At 73.9% G+C, this 18,198-nt stretch carries 23 protein-coding genes and 1 pseudogene; 8 read left to right on the top strand and 16 right to left on the bottom strand.

Translation table 11 applies throughout. From position 1 onward, the window contains the following. Positions 1-19 precede the first annotated feature (19 nt). On the bottom strand, positions 20-190 hold the full coding sequence (locus ACSNOK_RS00120; protein WP_004947742.1) for a hypothetical protein: 171 nt from the start codon (positions 188-190) through the stop codon (positions 20-22). 203 nt (positions 191-393) lie between these two features. Here ACSNOK_RS00120 and ACSNOK_RS00115 point away from each other — a divergent pair, with 203 nt between their 5' ends. Then, positions 394-567 (top strand): CsbD family protein, encoded by a 174-nt coding sequence (locus ACSNOK_RS00115; protein ID WP_436778431.1) that lies wholly within the window; start codon positions 394-396, stop codon positions 565-567. 177 nt (positions 568-744) lie between these two features. On the opposite strand, the gene ACSNOK_RS00110 is transcribed toward ACSNOK_RS00115, so the two are convergent. Continuing rightward, complete coding sequence (locus tag ACSNOK_RS00110) at positions 745-1,194, bottom strand: SRPBCC family protein (protein WP_436778430.1); 450 nt, start codon at positions 1,192-1,194, stop codon at positions 745-747. Positions 1,195-1,487: 293 nt separating this feature from the next. Here ACSNOK_RS00110 and ACSNOK_RS00105 point away from each other — a divergent pair, with 293 nt between their 5' ends. Beyond that, positions 1,488-1,754 carry a hypothetical protein gene (locus ACSNOK_RS00105; RefSeq protein ID WP_436778429.1) on the top strand — a complete coding sequence of 89 codons (267 nt, stop codon included), beginning with the start codon at positions 1,488-1,490 and terminating at the stop codon, positions 1,752-1,754. Between the two features lie 65 nt (positions 1,755-1,819). Here the strand turns inward: ACSNOK_RS00105 and ACSNOK_RS00100 are convergent, their stop codons facing one another. Both ACSNOK_RS00100 and ACSNOK_RS00095 read right to left on the bottom strand, forming a co-directional pair. After that, a complete protein-coding gene (locus tag ACSNOK_RS00100; RefSeq protein ID WP_436778428.1) occupies positions 1,820-3,886 on the bottom strand; it encodes a phosphocholine-specific phospholipase C in 2,067 nt (688 codons plus the stop codon). A 179-nt stretch (positions 3,887-4,065) separates the two neighbouring features. Then, positions 4,066-5,874, bottom strand: a complete 1,809-nt coding sequence (locus tag ACSNOK_RS00095; protein WP_436778427.1) for a hydroxysqualene dehydroxylase — start codon at positions 5,872-5,874, stop codon at positions 4,066-4,068. Between the two features lie 174 nt (positions 5,875-6,048). Here ACSNOK_RS00095 and ACSNOK_RS00090 point away from each other — a divergent pair, with 174 nt between their 5' ends. Continuing rightward, a complete protein-coding gene (locus ACSNOK_RS00090; protein ID WP_436778426.1) occupies positions 6,049-6,246 on the top strand; it encodes a hypothetical protein in 198 nt (65 codons plus the stop codon). Positions 6,247-6,306: 60 nt separating this feature from the next. Here ACSNOK_RS00090 and ACSNOK_RS00085 read toward each other — a convergent pair whose 3' ends face one another. From ACSNOK_RS00085 to gvpO, 9 genes and pseudogenes are all read right to left on the bottom strand, one after another. Next, entirely contained in the window at positions 6,307-6,585 is a 279-nt protein-coding gene (locus ACSNOK_RS00085) for a hypothetical protein (RefSeq protein ID WP_436778425.1), read from the bottom strand. Positions 6,586-6,595: 10 nt separating this feature from the next. Further along, positions 6,596-6,880 carry a gas vesicle protein K gene (locus tag ACSNOK_RS00080; protein ID WP_436778424.1) on the bottom strand — a complete coding sequence of 95 codons (285 nt, stop codon included), beginning with the start codon at positions 6,878-6,880 and terminating at the stop codon, positions 6,596-6,598. A gap of 83 nt (positions 6,881-6,963) precedes the next feature. Next, positions 6,964-7,149 (bottom strand): annotated as a pseudogene (locus ACSNOK_RS00075) (gas vesicle protein); the annotation flags it as partial. Further along, complete coding sequence (locus ACSNOK_RS00070; RefSeq protein ID WP_436778423.1) at positions 7,146-7,955, bottom strand: GvpL/GvpF family gas vesicle protein; 810 nt, start codon at positions 7,953-7,955, stop codon at positions 7,146-7,148. The gene ACSNOK_RS00070 and the pseudogene ACSNOK_RS00075, both read right to left, overlap by 4 nt. Continuing rightward, positions 7,952-8,338 (bottom strand): gas vesicle protein GvpJ, encoded by a 387-nt coding sequence (gene gvpJ / locus ACSNOK_RS00065; RefSeq protein WP_436778422.1) that lies wholly within the window; start codon positions 8,336-8,338, stop codon positions 7,952-7,954. The genes ACSNOK_RS00070 and gvpJ overlap by 4 nt, the downstream gene beginning before the upstream one ends. Before the next feature lie 178 nt (positions 8,339-8,516). Further along, positions 8,517-8,723 carry a gas vesicle protein GvpG gene (locus ACSNOK_RS00060; protein ID WP_436778421.1) on the bottom strand — a complete coding sequence of 69 codons (207 nt, stop codon included), beginning with the start codon at positions 8,721-8,723 and terminating at the stop codon, positions 8,517-8,519. Continuing rightward, positions 8,723-9,442, bottom strand: coding sequence for a GvpL/GvpF family gas vesicle protein (locus ACSNOK_RS00055; protein WP_436778420.1), 720 nt, complete (start codon positions 9,440-9,442; stop codon positions 8,723-8,725). Before ACSNOK_RS00055 ends, ACSNOK_RS00060 begins: the two co-directional genes overlap by 1 nt. Beyond that, complete coding sequence (locus ACSNOK_RS00050; RefSeq protein ID WP_436778419.1) at positions 9,439-9,855, bottom strand: gas vesicle structural protein GvpA; 417 nt, start codon at positions 9,853-9,855, stop codon at positions 9,439-9,441. Before ACSNOK_RS00050 ends, ACSNOK_RS00055 begins: the two co-directional genes overlap by 4 nt. A 72-nt stretch (positions 9,856-9,927) precedes the next feature. Next, positions 9,928-10,311, bottom strand: coding sequence for a gas vesicle protein GvpO (gene gvpO, locus ACSNOK_RS00045; protein WP_436778418.1), 384 nt, complete (start codon positions 10,309-10,311; stop codon positions 9,928-9,930). A gap of 210 nt (positions 10,312-10,521) precedes the next feature. Here gvpO and ACSNOK_RS00040 point away from each other — a divergent pair, with 210 nt between their 5' ends. Further along, positions 10,522-10,977, top strand: coding sequence for a VOC family protein (locus ACSNOK_RS00040; protein ID WP_436778417.1), 456 nt, complete (start codon positions 10,522-10,524; stop codon positions 10,975-10,977). A 111-nt stretch (positions 10,978-11,088) separates the two neighbouring features. Here the strand turns inward: ACSNOK_RS00040 and ACSNOK_RS00035 are convergent, their stop codons facing one another. Next, positions 11,089-11,571 carry a MarR family winged helix-turn-helix transcriptional regulator gene (locus tag ACSNOK_RS00035; RefSeq protein ID WP_436778416.1) on the bottom strand — a complete coding sequence of 161 codons (483 nt, stop codon included), beginning with the start codon at positions 11,569-11,571 and terminating at the stop codon, positions 11,089-11,091. 49 nt (positions 11,572-11,620) lie between these two features. Here ACSNOK_RS00035 and ACSNOK_RS00030 point away from each other — a divergent pair, with 49 nt between their 5' ends. Further along, positions 11,621-12,352, top strand: a complete 732-nt coding sequence (locus ACSNOK_RS00030; RefSeq protein WP_436778415.1) for an SDR family oxidoreductase — start codon at positions 11,621-11,623, stop codon at positions 12,350-12,352. 84 nt (positions 12,353-12,436) lie between these two features. On the opposite strand, the gene ACSNOK_RS00025 is transcribed toward ACSNOK_RS00030, so the two are convergent. After that, entirely contained in the window at positions 12,437-13,777 is a 1,341-nt protein-coding gene (locus ACSNOK_RS00025) for a UDP-glucose dehydrogenase family protein (RefSeq protein WP_436778414.1), read from the bottom strand. 1,231 nt (positions 13,778-15,008) lie between these two features. On the opposite strand from ACSNOK_RS00025, the gene ACSNOK_RS00020 reads away from it, so the two are divergent. The 3 genes from ACSNOK_RS00020 (at position 15,009) to ACSNOK_RS00010 (ending at position 17,451) form a co-directional block, all read left to right on the top strand. Further along, positions 15,009-15,806: a maleylpyruvate isomerase family mycothiol-dependent enzyme gene (locus ACSNOK_RS00020; RefSeq protein WP_436778413.1), complete on the top strand. Its 798-nt coding sequence runs from the start codon at positions 15,009-15,011 to the stop codon at positions 15,804-15,806. Between the two features lie 5 nt (positions 15,807-15,811). After that, a complete protein-coding gene (locus ACSNOK_RS00015; RefSeq protein ID WP_436778412.1) occupies positions 15,812-16,774 on the top strand; it encodes a carbohydrate kinase family protein in 963 nt (320 codons plus the stop codon). An 80-nt stretch (positions 16,775-16,854) separates the two neighbouring features. Then, positions 16,855-17,451 (top strand): signal protein, encoded by a 597-nt coding sequence (locus ACSNOK_RS00010; protein ID WP_436778411.1) that lies wholly within the window; start codon positions 16,855-16,857, stop codon positions 17,449-17,451. An 80-nt stretch (positions 17,452-17,531) separates the two neighbouring features. Here ACSNOK_RS00010 and ACSNOK_RS00005 read toward each other — a convergent pair whose 3' ends face one another. Further along, positions 17,532-18,041, bottom strand: a complete 510-nt coding sequence (locus ACSNOK_RS00005; RefSeq protein ID WP_436778410.1) for a hypothetical protein — start codon at positions 18,039-18,041, stop codon at positions 17,532-17,534. Positions 18,042-18,198 lie beyond the last annotated feature (157 nt).

Raw genomic sequence — 18,198 nt, 5'->3', positions numbered from 1 at the left:
GGGCCGTGGTGTCAGAACGTCACCATCGGTACCAGCGGCTGCGGCCGCCACCGGAGTCGACGGAGCGCACCAGGAAGCCCAGCAGCCAGATGACGAGCACCGCCACCGCGACCCACCACAGAATCTTGACGGCGAATCCGGCGCCGAAAAGGATCAGAGCGAGGAGCAGAACGAGAAGAAGGGGAACCATGGAAATCAACCTCCGACGTGTCGTCTTCCCAGTGCTTTCGCTTTTATCCGGGCTTCCTTTCTTCATGCCGACTCGTTGCGGATTCGACACCGAACTCGTCCTCCCACCTGCCTCTTCGGCACTTCGGTGAGCGACGGGTTTGGAGGGAGCCGGCCGGGGCAGCCGCCGGTTGAAATCATCGACGGCACGAAGGAGATATCGAGATGAGCGCCCAGGAAAAGGCCAAGGCGAAGGCGGAGCAGGCCAAGGGCAAGGTCAAGGAAAGCGCCGGCCGGGCCGTCGGCAACGAGCGCAAGGAGGCCGAGGGCCGGGCCGACCAGGCCAAGGGCGACCTGCGGGGTGCCAAGGAGAAGGCGAAGGACGCCCTCCACGACTGACCGCTTCCCATGGAAGGCCCCGAGGGGGCCGCGGCTCTCGGGCCGCGGCCCCCTCGCCGTGCGCCCGGAGCCGTGGACCCGGACGATGTCCCGTCCCGTTCCCGCCGGACGCACCGCGCCGGAGCCCTTTGTTCCGGGCTCCGGCGCGACGACTTCTCACAGTGGTTTCACACCCGGTCACACCTGGCCGCGCCACTGGCCCGTCTCCAGGCCGCGCGACTCGATGAACTCCTTGAACCGCTTCAGGTCCCCCTTGGCCTGCCGGCGGACGAACCCCAACTTGTCGCCGAGGGTGTCGACCATGCCCTCCGGAGTGTGGTCGAACTGGAGCATGACCTTGGTGCGAGCCGCGTCCAGCCGGTGGAAGGTGACGACGCCGGCCTGCCGGACGTCACCCTCGACCGTGGTCCACGCCACCCGCTCGTCGGGAATCTGCTCGGTGATCACGGCGTCGAACTCCCGCCGGACCCCGTCGGTCTTGGTCACCCAGTGCGTGAGCGTCGGCGAACGCTGCTCGACCCGCTCCACGCCCTCCATGAATTGGGGGAACTCCTCGAACTGCGTCCACTGGTTGTAGGCGGTGGTGACCGGAACGGCGACCTCGACGGATTCCTCGATCTGCGACATCTTGCCTCCTTGCGCCGCGTGTCCGTGCGGCGTCTCCGAGCGGAAAGACGGACACCTGGCGGATGCCCGGGAATCCGGCGGGCAGACCTGGCCCTTTCGGCGCGGGGAAGGGAACATTCACCGCCGGGGAATCACCCGTCCCGGCACCGGTGCCGGAAACGCCCCGCATCGCGCGCTCTTTTCCGCGCCCGCCCGCGCCCCGCAGAATGGGCGCCCGGCGGAGCGGACGACCGCCGGGGCGCGCCGGTTCGAGAGGAAACGGGCGCGAGCGGGAGAAGAAGGGGCGTCGGCGGATGAACTTCCCGAACGCGGATCATCCGGGCTTCGTCGCCTTGTCGGCCCGGCTGACCGGGCAGGACGAGGACGAGCTGCGGGCCTCCGGGCTCGTCCGTCTCTACCACGACACCACGCTGGAGCGGGTCGGCCGGGAGGCCGTCGGGCGGTTCCTCGACGACCTCGACGCGGCGGGCGGTGACCCGGACGCGCTGGCGGACCCGGAGTCGCGGGGGATCGCGCGGGGCATCGTGCACCTGTGGCGGACGGGCGTCTGGCCGCTCTGACCGCTCCGACCACTCCGACCGGGGAGCGGCCGGACGCCGACGGGCCCGGGAGGACGGAGCCGGGGTCAGTGGGTGGCGAGAGCCGGGTCGCTCACCCCGGACGCGCCCGTCTCGACGTGCCCGGCGAAGCGTCTGAGGAACGTGCCCAGCGCGCCGCCGTCCCGCGCCACCACCGAGACGTCGTACCAGCGCTTGCCCGCGCGCGTCCGCACCGTGTGGCGCACGGTCGCGCCCAGCCGCACGGTCAGGGTCTCGTCCGGGCCGCCGTAGGCGTCGCTCACGGTCAGATGGCAGTCGGCCGTGCCCTGGTGCGTCAGCGTGAGGTCGAGATCCCCGGTGGCCGCGTTGTGGCGGGCGGTGACCTCGGGGCCCGCGGTGCCGCCGGGCCCCCGGAAACTCCGCAGGTATCCGTTCGGGCCGTGCACCGTGAGGTCGTAGACGCCCTTGGAGTACGCCGTGTTCCAGGTGTCGGCGACGGTCTTCCCGGCCTCCGCGGTGTACGTCCACGGGCCGTCCGTGCGGTTGGCCGAGGTGACGAGGAACTGCGCCCCCGCCGCCTCGCCGCCGCTGAAGGTGAGGGTGAACCGGCCGGACCCCGGGGCGAGGGCACCGTCCGTGAACGGCGCGTAGCGCAGCGGCCGGGTCGGACGGGAGCCCGGCTCCTGGCGGGGGAGTACGCCGGTGGCGGGCGGCTTGGGGACGTAGTCGGGGTGACGCAGCCGGTCCGGGGGCTCGTAGCCGGCCGTGGAGGGCAGCGCGGCGGGCCGGGCGTCCGCCCGGCTGAAGTCGAAGGCCGAGGTGAGGTCACCGCAGACGGCCCGCCGCCACGGCGAGATATTGGGCTCGCGCACCCCGAAGCGGCGTTCCATGAACCGGATGACCGACGTGTGGTCGAACACCTCGGAGCACACGAAGCCGCCGGTGCTCCACGGCGAGACCACCAGCATGGGGACGCGCTGGCCCAGCCCGTAGGGGCCGGCCGTCCGGCCGCCGCCGCCCTTGTAGAGGTCGGGGCCGGGATCGGCGGTGGACAGGCCTTGGGCGGCGGACGCCGGCGGGTACGGCGGGACGACGTGGTCGAAGAAGCCGTCGTTCTCGTCGTAGGTGACGAACAGTGCCGTGCGGCTCCATACCTCCGGGTCGGAGGTGAGGGCGTCCAGCACCTGGGCGATGTACCAGGCGCCGTAGTTGGCGGGCCAGTTCGGGTGCTCGCTGTAGGCCTCCGGCGCGGCGATCCACGAGATCGACGGCAGCCGTCCGGCCTTCACGTCCGCCTTGAGGACGTCGAAGAGACCGTCGCCCTTCCGGACGTCCGTCCCGGTGCGGGCCTTCTCGTACAGCGGGTCGCCCGGCTTGGCGTCGCGGTAGGCGTTGAAGTAGAGGAGCGAGTTGTCGCCGTAGTTGCCGCGGTAGGCGTCACCGGTCCAGCCCCACTTGCCCTTGGCGTCGAGGCCGTCGCCGATGTCCTGGTAGATCTTCCACGAGATCCCGGCCTTCTCCAGCCGCTCCGGATAGGTGGTCCAGCCGTACCCCGCCTCCTCGTTCCCGAGGACCGGGCCGCCGCCCTTGCCGTCGTTGCCGGTGTACCCGCTCCACAGGTAGTAGCGGTTGGGGTCGGTCGAGCCGATGAACGAGCAGTGGTACGCGTCGCAGAGGGTGAACGCGTCGGCGAGGGCGTAGTGGAACGGTATGTCCTCGCGGGTCAGGTACGCCATGGTGGTCGCCGTCTTGGCCGGCACCCACTGGTCGTAGCGGCCCTTGTTGAACGCCCGCTGCCCGCCCGCCCAGTCGTGGTTGAGGTCCTGGAGGAACTGCATGCCCAGGTGGTCGGCCTCGGGCCGGAACGGCAGGACGTCCCGCCGCCCGTCCGACTGGTGCCAGACGGACTTCCCGCTGGGCAGCGTCACCGGCCGCGGGTCACCGAAGCCGCGGACCCCCCGCAGGGATCCGAAATAGTGATCGAAGGAACGGTTCTCCTGCATCAGGACGACGATGTGCTCGACGTCCTGGACGCTGCCGGTGCTCCGCCGGGCCGGAATGGCGGCGGCGCGGGCGATGCTGCCGGACAGCGCGGCGAACGCGGCGGTGCCGCCGGACAGCTGCAGGAACCGCCGGCGGTCGATCTCTCCCATGGGCAAGGTGACCTCTGAGGTGTGGGGGAACGGGAACGAAGCGCTCCAACGAAGCGCTCCCAGGACAGCGAGACGGGTGGAAGGGGCGGTGGCGTCACTGTGACGCCTGGAGGTACGCGAGGGGAACAGGGCACACGCGCCACGTTCCGGCCCTTCCCGCCGGCCGTCGGCGGCCGGATTCAGCCGACGTCCAGGACGTGCCGCAGCCCCTGCCGCCAGCGCTCCCGGTCCAGGGCGCGGGCGGCGGCGAACTCCGGCGCCTCATAACCCCGGAAGGTCCGGACCTCCGCCCGCGACCCTCCTCCCGGGCCGCCCGCCGCGGCCAGCACCGCCCCGGCCGCCCGGCGGCCGGCCTCGTTCGCCGTCTCCATCGAGGCGAAGTCGATATTGCTGTACGTCCGGACGTGGTCGGCGGCCAGGAACAGGTTCCCGACGGCGGTGGTGGCCTCGGGGCGCAGGTCCCACGAGCCCGCCGTGTTCATCAGGAACGGATCGTCGTCGCGCAGACCGTCATCCCCCTCGGTGATCGCCTCGTCCAGGTACCAGCCCTCCAGGAGGGCGTCGTCCAGCGGGGCGTGGTCGGCGAGGTGCGCCTTCATCTGCGCCCACACCTCGCGGGCGGCCTCGGCCCGGGTGCAGCGCCGGGCGGGCTTGCCGTAGAGGATGCCCGGCGTGTCCCAGTCGGAGATCACCACCGACAGCGACTCCCGCACCCGGCCGTTCCCCCAGGTGCGGTCGAAAGGCGCCGACCAGACGCGGGACTGGGCGATGGACGCCAGCTTCCAGGGGGAGTCCACGTGCAGGACGTGCCCGCGGACGCCGGGGGCCTGCTCGCGCAGGTAGTACTGGATGCCGCTGCACCAGGTGTGCCGCAGCCCCTCCATGGCCGCCAGCCGGGGATCGGCCGACCGGAGGGCGGTGTTCCAGAGCCGGCCGGCCCGGTCGGCGGGCACGGCGACCACGAACCAGTCGGCGTCGATCCGCTCCGTCGCGCCGCTCGCCGTCCGGGCCGTGGCCGAGGCGATCCGGCCGCCGCGCAGGTCGAGCCGCTCCACGGTGCGGCCGAAGGCGAAGCGCACGCCGAGCGAGCGCAGGTGCGCCGCCCAGGGGTCCAGCCACGCCTCGCTGGTCGGCGCGTCGAAGACGCGGTCGAAGGGTCCGCCGGCGTCACTGCCGCGGCCCGCCAGGTCGTAGAGGATGGACTCCATGCCCTGGCCACAGGTCCGGGTGCTGGCGACGGGCGCCCGGAGCGCCTGCAGGAGCTGCACCCCGCCGCCGAGGAACTTTTGGTAGTCCTCCGACATCCCGTCCGCCCGGATGAAGTCCCACCAGCGCACGTACTCCCACTGACCGAACCGGCGTTCCGTACAGCTCGTCAGGAGCATCACCGCCTGCTTGGCGAAGAACAGCGCCTCCCACGGCGGCACGCGGGTGCCTTCCCGGAGCAGACCGGCGAGCGACGCGATCAGCAGGTTCGCGTCGGCGAGCGAGGGCGGGGCCCACCGGTCCACGGGGACGGGGAAGTCCGGCCGGCCCGGCACGCGGGCGAAGTCGATCCACCGCACGGGGGTGAGGCGGGAGTGGACGCTCTTCCCGCCGGGCAGCGGGATGCGGCGGAGGGTGTCGGGGAGGTTGTGGTAGAAGCCGAACACCCCGCGGTGCCCGTGCTCGCCGGGCAGATCGCGCCGGCCCCCGGTGCCGCTGTGCGGGACGTACAGGGAACGGGCCTTGCCGCCGGGGACCGGGCGCCGCTCGTACACGGTGACCGCGAAACCGCGTTCCGCGAGCTCGTGGGCGGCGGTGAGACCGCCGACCCCCGCGCCGATCACCGCCACGCGGCGGCCGTCGGACGACCGGGAGGCCGGCCGGGCCGTAGGACGCGCGGCCCGCGCGGCCACCGGCGTGAGACCGGCCGCGGCGCCCGCCGCCGCCCCGAGCAGCAGGGCGCGGCGCCGGGGGACAGCGGACGGTTCGGCGGCTTCGGACATGGCACGCACCTTCCTCCGGACCCCGGGGCCGGACCGGCCCCGGGCGCTCACGGCGGACGTTACGGGCCGGGCCCGCGCCGGGCGCGGAAAACGCCTCCGGATCCGTCGAACGGGTTGCGGCACCCCTCGCGGGTGCCGTCCCGTCCGGTGGTGCGACCGTGCGATGATCGGCCGATGAGGAAGCGGGAACGGGCGTGCGAGCGCTGTGGGCGGCTGGGCCGGAGGCGGCGGCGAGTGTGCCGGACGTGCCGGTCGGGGCGGTTCGACGCGGTGGACAACACCGCCGAACTCGCCGACACCGCGGCGGAGGTGGGGGCGCTCCGGGCGGTGGCACGCGGCCTGGGCGCCTTGGTGAGGGCGATTCTCGACTGAGCCGCCGCGGCGGGGCCGTTTCACCGGTCGCGCCCCGCCGGTGGCGCTTGCCGGTCCCGGTCAGCGGATGGGCTTGAACGAGAAGTACGTGTGGGACGGGTCGTTCCAGGAGAAGCCGGGGGAGACGAGCGCGGCCGCGCTGCCCACGCAGCCGCTGCTCGGCCAGAGGTGCACGGTGCGGTTGGTCCTGTTGGTGCCCCGGACCGCGCTGGCCGACGACGTGTTGTAGCAGACGCCGATCTCCGGGCTGAGTTCGATACCGCGCCGGCCCGCACTGTCGAACCACTCGAAGTAGCAGGTACCGCCGCCGGGCGGCGGGCAGGCGGGCTCCAGGGGCACCCGGCTCCGGTCACCGGCGGCCCAGCAGCGATCCCAGCGGCCCCAGGTCCAGGTCGAGTTCCTCGGGGTCCAGCCCGTACTGCCGGCAGAGCCCGTCCATGCGGTCGGCGAGGAGCATCAGGGTCATGCCGATCCGCTCCTCCTGGTCCTCCGAGAGGTCACCCTGCTCGACGCGGCGCAGCGCCTGGCGTTCCATCAGCTCCCGGAGGAGCTCCAGGATGGTCAGGATCAGCTTCATCAGGTCGCGCTCGACGGTGTCCCGGTCCAGCTCCACGCGACGGTTCACACCGGTCATGGCTCCCTCACTCCCGCGTCGCTCCCGCACCACTCCTCCGACGGTTCCGTCGGCCCGGCCGTCACTTCCGCGTCGCCCCGGCAGTCCTCCCAGGGCGAGGGCACCCGGGCGTCCACGGAGCTGATCAGGGCCCGCAGGTCGATCCGGACGAGGTCGACGTCGGCGATCCGCAGGGTGATGTCGCCGGTGAGCACCACGCCGCCGGCGAGCAGCCGGTCGAGGAGGTCCACCAGGGACAACCGCTGCGTCGGAAGGCCGTCGCCGGTCACGGTGCCTCCGGGACGCAGGGGTCGTGGGTGACGAAGGAGTAGGGCGCCCACGGTCCCGTCAGCCGGATCCGGAACCCGTCGGGGGCCCGGTCCCGCAGGTCGTCGAGCGTCTTCGTGAACTCCTCCGAGCGGCCCCTCGGCACCAGATAGGCGGCATTGAGGAGGTTGCGGCCAGGGTGCCCGGAGAGGGGGGAATTCTGCGGCGGGTACAGCCGGACGGCCTCCGCCAGGGCGCCGAGCGTCTCGTGCACCGCGTCCGCCGCCCGGTCCTCCTCCCGCGCGCCGACCTCGCGGGCCCGGCGCTCGGCGCCGCGCAGCCGCAGGTAGTCACGGCCGGACGGGGGCTTCGACGCCTCCCGCGGCCGCGGAGACGGCGGCGGGGCGGGCGCCGCGTACACGGTGACCCCCCATTCCACCCGCCCCTCCAGCCGGTCGAGGGCGGTGCCGAAGGCCTCCCGGCCCGCCGTCAGCATGCGCCGCAGCCCGTCCTCGTCGCGGTAGACCGTCGCCAGCCGCAAGGGCAGCGCGCAGGGGAACAGCGAGACGGCGGCGTCGACCACCCGCTGGTGGCCGCGGGCCACCCGCTCCAGCCACGCCAGGTCCTCCAGCCGCTCGCGCAGCGCCCCCTCCTCGAACTCCGCCGCGGGCACCCGGCCCACCAGGGCCGCGAACCCCTCGTGGCACACCTCGCGCACCGGCTCGCCCGCCACACCCGTCACCGTGTCGGGTACGTCCCGGCCAGGCCCGGTGTCCCGGGCGACCGCGTAGGCGTACAGCAGCTCCCGCTCCCGGTCCTGCTCGGTCACCGCTCCTCACCTCCCCTTTCGTTCGCCTGCCGGTCCCGGGTGTCCGCCGCCTCCCGGGCCGGCAGGGCCGGCCGTTCCTCCTCCAGCGCGGCGATGCGCGCCCGCAAGCGCTCGTTCTCCTCGCGCAATTCGCGGCTGCGCGCACCGGAGGAGAGTGAGGGATCGCTCTCCCACCAGTCGATGCCCATCTCCTTCGCCCGGTCGACGGAGGCGACGACCAGCCGCAGTTTGATCGTCAGCAGTTCGATGTCGAGCAGATTGATGCGGATGTCGCCCGCGATCACCACGCCCTTGTCGAGCACCCGTTCAAGGATGTCGGCGAGGTTCGCCCCCGAACCCTCCGCGGGGGAGCGGGCGTCGGGCAGGCGGCTCGGGAAACTCATGGCTCTCGGGGCTCCTCTGCGTCGGTTCTCCGTGTCATCGGCGTCATCGGCGTCATCCGCGTCGTCCCTCGGGGCCTTTCCTGGGCCGGTCCCTCCCGGCGCTCGGCGTCGTCGCACGACCGGCCGGGCGCGCGGTTCCGCGGGGGACCGGAGGCGGTTCCGCGGGGACCGGAGGGCGTCAGCCCGGCGCCGCCGGCGAGCGCCGCCGGGCCTCCTCCAGCCGGTCCAGCAACTCGTCCTCCAGCCGGTCGAACTCCTCTTCGTCCAGCCGGCCGGCCTCCAGCTCCTGCTCCAGCGAACGGAGTTCGCCCTGGATGACGGCCGGGTCGTAGTACAGCCGCTCGGCCTCGGCGAGGACCCGGCGGAGGACCCAGCCGACGAACATCACGAGTCGACGAAGCTGTACGGCGGCAGCGGGCCGTTCACCTTCAGGTCGAGCTGCGGATGCGCCCGGCGCAGCCGGTCGGCGGTGGTCAGCAGCCGCTCGGCGGCCGACTCGGCCACCAGGAAGGACAGGTTGAGGAACCAGCCGCCGCTCTCCGGCCCCGGCCGGCACCCCTCCGCCAGCGGCTCCAGGGTGTCGCGCACCAGCTCGGCGTCCCACGCCTCCCGGGAACGGACCGCCTCGGCCACCTTCTCGCCGAACCGCAGCCGGTCCTCGTACGAGCCGCCGCCCGCCTTCCGGTTGGCCTCGGCCAGCGCCCGCAGGTCGGCGTTCTCGGCGAGGACGAGGTGGAGCACCACGTCCTCGTGGTGCACGGCCTTGACGTTGTACTCCACACGGTCGGACAGCTGCTCCAGCTTGGACCGGTAGTGCTCGGCGTGCTCCGACAGCACCCGGACCACGTCGTCGTCGCTCTCGCAGACGCTGCCGAACCGCATCGGCAGGACCGAGGACTTGCGGCCGGCCTCGGACAGCACCTGCTGGTGGGCCAACAGGTCGCGCCGCTTGGGCCGGAGCTCCTCCGGGCAGTCGCTGACCACCGCCGCCAGCCCGGCCTCCGTCACCAGGCGTACCTGGCGCGGTGGCTGGCCGATGCCCGTGAGCCCCTCGGGCAGCTGGGCGCGGTCGCCGCTGGTGATGCCGTAGACGTAGGTGCTCACTCGCTCTCCTCCTTCTTGCTCCGCGAGGAGCTCCGGCGGCTCCCACTCGACTCGCCGTCCCCGCGGGCCTGCTGGAAGGCGTCGGTGATGGACTGGGCGGCGCCCGAGAGCACGCCCTTGCTCTTGCCGCGGGCGCCGCTCTCGGTGACCTCGCCCACCAGGTCCGGCAGCCCGGCGCTCCGGTGCGGGCCGGCCTCCAGGTCGAGGCGGTTACAGGCCTCGGCGAACCGCAGGTACGTGTCCACGCTGGCGACGACGACACGTACGTCGATCTTCAGGATCTCGATGCCGACCAGGGAGACGCGGACGAACGCGTCGATGACCAGGCCGCGGTCGAGAACGAGCTCCAGGACGTCGTACAGACCACTGGTGCCGCCGGCACCACCGGACTGCTGCGTCGGGACAACACTCATGTCGGGAACTTCCTCTCGTGGCCGACGGGCCGGCGGCAGCGGGGGATTCCGCCCGCCGGCGTTCTGCGTCCGTCAGGAGTCGGTCCGCCCGCGTTCGTAACGCCGCGCTCGGCGGTAGCCGGTGAGGTTGCCCTCGGGGTCGAGGGTCACCAGGTAGAGCCCCATCACGCTCATCGTCTCGGGAACGCGGGGGATCTCCTCCACCTCGATCTCCACCGTCCAGCCTTCGGGGGTCCGCTCGAAGCCGGACACCCCCTCGGGCCGCAGCCCCGCCAGTTCGGCGAGCTGGTCGCGGGCCGACCGCAGGATGTGGGGCACCGGGACGGTGACGGATTCGCCGTCTTTCGTGTCGGATTTCTCGTCGGATTTGTCGTCGTTCTTGTCGTCAGGGTTGTCTTCGGGCTTCTCGTCGGGCTTCTTGCCGGATGTGCCGTCGGATCGGGACTTGGCTGTCATCTGCGGACCTCTGGGTCGCCTTCACTGACCTCGCCAGTGCGCGTACCGCGTGAAGCCCTGGCCAAACCCCCTTGCCTTGCCGGTCGGTTGTCCATCGGGTCGTCGGCGGGAAGGCCGGTCGTAGGCCGTTCGCCCTCGGCCGCGGGCCGTACTGCCGCATGGATCCCGGGACGGAAGTGACGGAAGTTGCTCCTGTGGAACAGTGTGGCCATGACACACATCTGGCCCGAGCATCTCGCCGTGGGCGCCGTACGGTTCGCCCGGCCCACGGCCCACTACGACGACGTACTGACCTTCTACGCGGACGACCTCGGCCTCCCGGTCCTCGCCCGGTGGCGCGACCACGACGGCTACGACGGCGTCGTTCTCGGCCTGCCCGGCACCCCCGTCCATATGGAGATCACCCAGCACGGCACGCCGCCGCGCGTCCCCGCGCCGCACCCGGAGAACCAGCTGGTGCTGTACCTGCGCGGCCCCGAGGCCCGGGACGCCGCCGTGCGCCGGCTGGAGGAGCGCGGCCACCGGCCGGTGGCCCCGGCCAACCCCTACTGGTCCCGGCACGGCGCCGTGCTGTTCGAGGACCCCGACGGCTGGCTCGTCGTGCTGGCCCCCTGGGTGTTCGGCACCGACCCGCAGCCGGGAGGCGGACGGGACGGGACGCTGTGAGCGGTCGGCCGACCTGACGCGATCGGACTTGGCCGGGCATCGACCGGACGGCCCACGGCCACCGGAAGGGGCCCGGCCCCCGGACGGTACGACGCGGGCCGGCGGAGGACGCTAGGGCGCCTCCTCCAGCGCCCGCGCTGCCGCCGCGCCGAGCCGGGCGAGGGAACGGCGGTCGGAGGCGGGCAGGGTGGCGCAGTGCTCGGCCACGACGTCGGCGAACCTCTCGCTCAGCCGCCGGACGGTCGCCCGCCCTTCGTCGGTCAGGGCGGCGCGGCTGACCCTGCGGTCGGCCGGGTCGGGGTCGCGGCGTACGAGGCCGCGCCGCTCCAGGCGGTCGATCAGCCCGGTGACGTTCGTCTTGTCGCAGCCGAGCAGCCGGGCGAGTTCACCGAAGGAAGGCGTCGAGCGCTCCAACCGGCAGAGCGTCTCCGCCTGCTGGAGGGTGAGGCCCGCCTCGCGGGCGACCGCGCCGTAGCGCAGGGCGACCTGCCGGTGGAGCACGGCGAGCGTGCGGGCGAGGTCGTGGTCTTCGGTGCCGGGCCGCATGCCCTGATCGTAGCCGCCGGGCAGTCCATGGTTGACACTCTCGACCAATCAGTCGACAGTATCGACTATCTGCTCAGTCGACTTTCAGGGGAATCGCATGGACCGTCGTGTCGCCGTCGTCACCGGAGCCTCACGCGGCATCGGCAGGGCCGTCTCCGAGCGGCTCGGCACGGACGGCGCCGACGTCGTCGTCAACTACCGCTCCGACGAGGCCGCCGCGGCGGAGACCGTCGCCTCCGTCGAGGCGGCCGGCGGCCGGGCCACGGCCGTGCGGGCCGACGCCGCGGAACCCGCCGAGCTACGGCGCCTGTTCGACACCGCCGAGCGGCTCTACGGCGGCCTGGACATCGTGGTGTGCAATGTCGGCGTGGCCCGGTTCTCCCCTGTGGCCGAGACGGCCGACGACGACTTCGACCTGATGTTCCGTACCAATACGCGCGCCACTTTCCTCGCCCTGCGGGAGGCGGCGGCCCGGATCCGCGACGGCGGCCGCATCGTCGTCGTCTCCAGCGGTACGGTCGTCACGCGGCGCCCCGGGGCGGGCGTGTACGCGGCGTCCAAGGCCGCCGGGGACGCGCTCGTCCGCGCCCTGGCCCATGAGCTGGGGCCGCGCCGCGTCACCGTCAACAGCGTGCTGCCCGGGGCCACGGACACCGACGCCCTCGCCGCCCACCTCCCGCCGCGGGCCCGGGAGGAACTGGCGGGCCGCATCCCCCTCGGCCGGCTCGGCCGCCCCGACGACATCGCGGACGTGGTCGGCTTCCTGGCCTCGGACGCGGCGCGATGGGTGACGGGACAGGCGATACGGGCGGGGGGCGGAATGTTCTGAGCGGCCCCGGCGGGCCTCGCGGATGCCCGGGAAGGAGCGTATGGCGCGATGGCCGGGCCCGACCCCGGCCCCCGGCACGCCCCTTCAGCCCCCGCTGATCCCGGCCGACCCCGCCGGGTCCGGGACCCCGGCCGCCGGGCGGTTGCCGATGCCCCGGTAGCGGAGCGGCAGCCGGGCCAGCTGCCAGGGACGCAGACAGTTCTTGCCGTCCACCACGACACGGGGGCGGGCCAGGCGCGCCCCGAGGTCCGTCCAGTCGGACTCGACGACCTCCGGCCACTCGGTCAGGATGACGGCGGCGTGCGCCTCGCGGACCGCCGCCCGCAGATCCGTGACGGGCTCGGTGCCGGGGAAGAGGGCCGCCAGCCCGTCCGGCCCGACCGCCGGGTCCCAGATCCGCACCCGCGCGGTCTCCCGGACCAGCGCGGGCACCAGCGTCAGGCTCGGCGCCGCCCGCATGTCGTCGCTCCACGGCTCGTACCGGGCACCGAGAACGGCGATCACCGAGCGGTGGAGGTCCTGGCCCAGCTCCCGGCGGAGGATCTCCAGGACGATGCCGGGCTGCGTGGCGTTCACCTCGATGACCGCGTCCAGCAGCGGGGTGCGCACGCCGAAGCCGGCGGCCCAACGGGCCAGCGCCAGCGTGTCCTTGGGCAGGCAGGAGTCCCCGAACCCCAGCCCCGGCTGGAGGAAGGCGTGCCCGATGCGCGGGTCGTAGCCGACCGCCTGCATCACGTCGTCCACGTCGAAACCCGGTGCCGAGCACAGCCGGGCGATCTCGTTGGCGAAGCTGATCTTCGCGGCGAGGAAGGTGTTGCTCGCGTACTTGGCCATCTCCGCGCTGGCCGGGGTGGTGACCACCCAGGGGCAGATCACCCCGTCGTACAGACTGCGGAGCAGCGGGAGCACCCGGCGGGACCAGACGCCGACGACCAGCCGGGAGGGGGCGGTCCAGTCCTCCATGGCGCTGCCCTGGTTGAGGAACTCCGGGTTGCTGGCGAACCGGTCGCGCAGGTCCGGCCGGGCCGCGAGCAGCCGGTCGCTCGTCCCGGGCGGGACCGTCGACTTCAGCACCACACAGGTCGGCGGGGTCAGCGCGGCCGCCTCGTCGACGGCGGCGGTCACCTGGCGGAGGTCCGCCGTACCGTCCGGCGCGGGTGGCGAGCCCACCGTGATGAGGACGGCGTCGAAGGGCCGCTCGGCGTGGGCCGGCGCCAGCGCGCCCGCGAAGGCGAGCCGGCCGGAGGCCAGCGCCAGGGACAGCTGGTCCTGGAGCCCCGGCTCGACGACCGGGGCCCTGCCCAGCGCCAGGGCCTCCAGCCGCTGCCGGTCCTGCTCGATCCCGGTGACCAGGTGCCCGGCCTGGGCGAGGGCCACGGCCCCGGTCACCCCGACGTACCCCTGGCCCACGACGGCTATGCGCATGACGACTCCCCGGTGCCGAACGGTGGTGCCCCCCGAAGAGCCGGGCGGTACGCCGCCCCGCACCGCTCCAGCGTGCGGGCTCCGGCCGCCGGGGGCGAACGGATGTGGCGAACGGGTGACGGCGGCGGCCATGGCCGGGCCCCGGGCGGCTCCCCGCGCCGGGCAAGGGCCGCTTCCCCGGACAAGGTCTCCTCCCGTCTCCCCGGCGCGCCCGGGCCGCTCTCTCCGGACCTCGGCCGTGCCCTTCGGGCACCGGCAGTCCCGCTCGGGCTCCGGCTGCCGGATCTGGGGGTCCGGGTGTCCTCTTCGGGGCTCGGGTGTTGACCTTGGCTGCGCGTCCGTTCCTTGCGGTGGTGGTCGTCCCTTCGGGTCAGTGTTCGCCTCTCTCCGGGGTGCCGGCTGTTCCTTCCCGGCCTCGGCTGTGTCCTTCGGGATCCGGTGGTGGGGTCCGGGGTCCGGGTGTCCTCTTCGGGGCCCGAGCGCTGACCTTGGCCCCGGGTCCGTTCCTTGCGGTGGCGGTTGTCCCGTCGGGTCAGCGTTCGCCTTCCTCCGGGTGCCGGCTGTTCCTTCCGGGCCTCGGCCGTGCCCTTCGGGTTCCGGCGGTCCCGCTCGGGCTCCGGCTGCCGGGCCCTGGGTCTGGGTGTCCTCTTCGGGGCCCGAGCGCTGACCTTGGCCCCGGGTCCGTTCTCTGCGGTGACGGTCGCCCCCTCCGGTCAGCGCTCGCCCTCTCCGAGGTCGGCTGTTCCTTCCGGAGCTCGGCAACCCTCGCGCCGCTTCCCCGGCTCGGCGAGGGAGGGCCGGTCGGAGCCGCGATCACGTGAGGGTGTCCGTGTGAGGGCGACCGGCCGTCGGGTCGCCCCGTACCGCGTGGCCGCGGCCGGCGCGGCGACAGGCCGGCGAGCCGCGCCGTGTGGTCGGAGGCTGTCGGCCGGCCGTGGAAGATTCCGGCCGCGTCCCGCGCGGTGACGGCCAGGGCGCCGCCGCGCCGGCGGCCGATCGGCGGCCCGGCGGGGGCCGTCGTGATCGTCGGGGCGATCGCCGGCAGCGGCCGAGGTGGATGTCCGGGCCGGGCAGCGGTTCCACCGCCGCGATGACGGCGGTGAGCGCCGGCGGAACGGCGAGCGGCGCGCGGCGGCGGCGAGTGCCTCCTGCCCGCACGCCGGTGCCAGGCTCCACCCGGCGCCGGGGAAAACGGGTGCCCGATGTCGGATCCCCTCACTATCGTGCCCCCATGAGCGTCCTGACCTTCGACCGCCACCGTGCCGAAATCATCGGGCAGGCCGGGCGGTTGCTCTCCCACACCGAGGGCGTGCCGCTGACGGCCCCCGTCCCGTCGTGCCCCGGCTGGACCCTGGCCCACCTCCTCCGTCATGTCACCGGCGCCCTCACCTGGGCCGGGACGGTCGTGGCGAGCCGCGCCGCCGAGCCCGTGCCCCACGACGTCGTCGACGACGTCGAACCCCGCCCCGGCGACGACCGGACCACCCTCAGCGCCGACCTCACCCGGGCCGCGGAACGGCTCGCCGAGGTCCTCGGCGAGGCCGGGCCCGACACGGCCGTGTGGTCCCCCGGCCCTGTCGCCACCACCGGCTTCTGGGCCCGCCGGATGGCCCACGAGACGGCCGTGCACCGCGCCGACGCGGCCCTGGCGGCCGGCGTGCGGTACGTCCTCGACGACGCGGTCGCCCTCGACGCGCTGGACGAGTGGACGGGTTTCGCGGCGCTCCCCGAGGCGTACGGGCCCCGCCCCGGCGCCCCGGCGCTGCTCGGCCCCGGCCGCACCCTCCGGTTCCGGGCCACCGGAATGGAGTCGGACCCACTGGGGGAGTGGCTGATCGACCTCACCGGCGACGCGCCCCTCCGGCGTCGCACCCCGGAACCGGCCGCGGTCACCGTCCGCGGCACGCCCGGCGACCTGCTGCTGGCCGTCTACCGGCGGCCCGTGCCGGAAGGCGCCGTCGAAGTCCTCGGAGACGCCGCCCTGTTCGACCTGTGGCGCACCCGCGCCGGATTCTGGCTGGAGGAATGACCGCCGTGTCCGACGCGCACGAGGCGCCCACCGCTCCGGAGGAAGGCGGCCCGCTCCACGACGTCCTGGTGGTCGGCGGGGCCGGCGTCGACACCGTCGTCCGCGTCCCCTCGCTCCCGCCGCCGGCCCGGGACTCCGTCGCCGTCCCCCCGATCCACGACTACGCGGGCCACACGGGCACCGGGGTGGCCCTCGGCTGCCACGCGCTCGGCCTGGCCACCCGGTTCGTCGACTTCGTCGGCGACGATCCGTACGGCGCCCTGGTCCGCTCCCGGCTCGCCGGCGCGGGCCTGGCCTTCACGCCCGTCGTCACGGCGGCCGGCACCCGGCGGAGCGTCAACCTCGTGGACGACACCGGCGCCCGGCTGTCGCTCTACGACGCCCGGCACCCCGACACCCTGCGGCTGCCCCGGGAGGTCTACCTCCCCCTGCTGCGCCGGAGCCGGCACGTCCACCTGTCCATCATGGACTTCGCCCGCCACCTGTACGACGACCTGGAGGCGTCGGGCCGGACGGTCTCCACCGACCTGCACGACTGGGACGGCGACAACCCGCACCACGTCGAGTTCGCCCTCCGTTCGGATGTGGTCTTCCTCAGCGCCGCGAACGTCCGGGGCCGGCTCGCGGAGGTGATGACGTCGACCGTCGCCCGGGGCCGGGCGTCCGTCGTCGTGGCCACCGCGGGTGCGGACGGCTGCCACCTGCTGACGCGCGGCGAACGGGCGCCGCGGCACTTCCCGGCCGTCCGCCCGGGCGGACCGGTCCTGGACGCCAGCGGCGCGGGCGACGCCTTCGCCGCCGCCTTCCTCTTCGGCCGGCTGGCGGACCGGCCGGTGGAGGAGTGCGTCCGGTACGGGCTCGTCGCCGGGGCCCACGCGTGCCTGAGCCCGGGCACACACGGATCGTTCCTCGACGCGGCGGCGCTGCGGCGCCGGGCGGAAGGGACGGAGGAGACGGGAGAGATGTAAGAGGTTGAAGGGGTCGACGGAGCGGAAGAGATCGGATGAACTTGGTCCGTCCGTAAGCCCGTTGGTCATACCCTCCGTCCATGCGATGGATGCGTTCCGCAGCCTTCCTCCTCGGCGCCGGCGCGGTGCTGCTCACCGGTGCGTGCTCCTCTTCCGGGGGCGGTGACGGCGCGCCGGACGCGACGGTGTCGCCCTCCACGCCGGCCGAGCTCTCCGGGACCGAGTTGCAGAACCGCTGGTGGGAATGGGCGGGTGTGGAGCCCCTGCACGTGGGGGACATGGGCCCGGTCGACGACCCGGACGGCCGGCTGTGCGACCGTGACCAGCCGGCCGACGTCTGGTTCCTGGCCGGCACCCACGACGGCCCGGCGAAACGTGCCTGCCGGGTGCCCACGGACGTCCCGATCGCGTTCCCGCTCGTCAGCCGGATCACCTCCCAGGGCGGCTGCGACGACCTCCTCGCCGTCGCGAAGGGCAGCGCCACCCTCGACGGCCGGGCGCTGGAACCCGTGCGCCTCAAGGGGACGCCGGTGACGGGGGTACCCGGCTCTCTGGCCTGCGGTCTCTGGGTCCGGGCCGGACGGCTGTCTTCGGGGACCCACTTCCTCCACTTCGAGGGCTCGGCGGGCTCCTTCTCCACCGCCGTGGACTACCGGCTGACGGCCGGGGCCCGCTGACGGCCCGCCGCCGGGCAACCCTGGCGGGCCGCACCGCGACCCCGCGGCGTATGCCCAACCGGACCGCGGGGGCGGCGGCGTCACCCGATGACCGAGGCGCGCAGGCGGTCGACGGCCCGCAGGACCTCGTCGCGGTTCCTCGCCCGCTTGATCCAGGCGGGCAGCCGGCCGATGTACGTCATCTTCGGCCCGTGCTCGTACCACGGGGGCCGCTCGCGCAGCGACGCGCTCACGAACCGCCGGAGCAGCTCCAGCTGTTCGAGGTTGTACGCCCACAGCCGGCCGTGCCGGGTCTCCGCGGCGAGCCAGAGGGGCTGGTGGAAGTACGGGTCGACGGCCTCGCGCCAGCGGTAACGGGCCGAGGCCGCGTCGGTCCACCGCACCAGACCGCAGGCTCGGCAGACCAGCCGCCGCCGCGCCGTCGCCGAGGCCCACGAAGCGTCGTCCGGCGCTTGGCCGACGGCCCCCGGGGCCGGGGCGACGCGGGCGATCCCCGCGCACTTCGGGCAGCGTACGAGGACCAGACCGCTGAACGCGTACTTGCCGAGCTGGGGGTCACGGAACCGGGACGGCGGGGACGGTGGAGCCATGCGGCCAGTATCCGGGCCGCCGCTCGCGGCCGGGCGACCGGGCCACCGCTCCCGCCCGGCCGCGAGCGGTGGCCCGGACCCGGTGGCCCGGACCCGGTGGCCCGGACCCGGTGGCCCGGACCCGGTGGCCCGGACCCGGTGGCCCGGACCCGGTGGC

The organism is Streptomyces sp. URMC 126, assembly GCF_051386555.1.
Taxonomy (GTDB): Bacteria; Actinomycetota; Actinomycetes; order Streptomycetales; family Streptomycetaceae; genus Streptomyces.
This window is presented reverse-complemented; position numbering and strand designations above follow the sequence as displayed.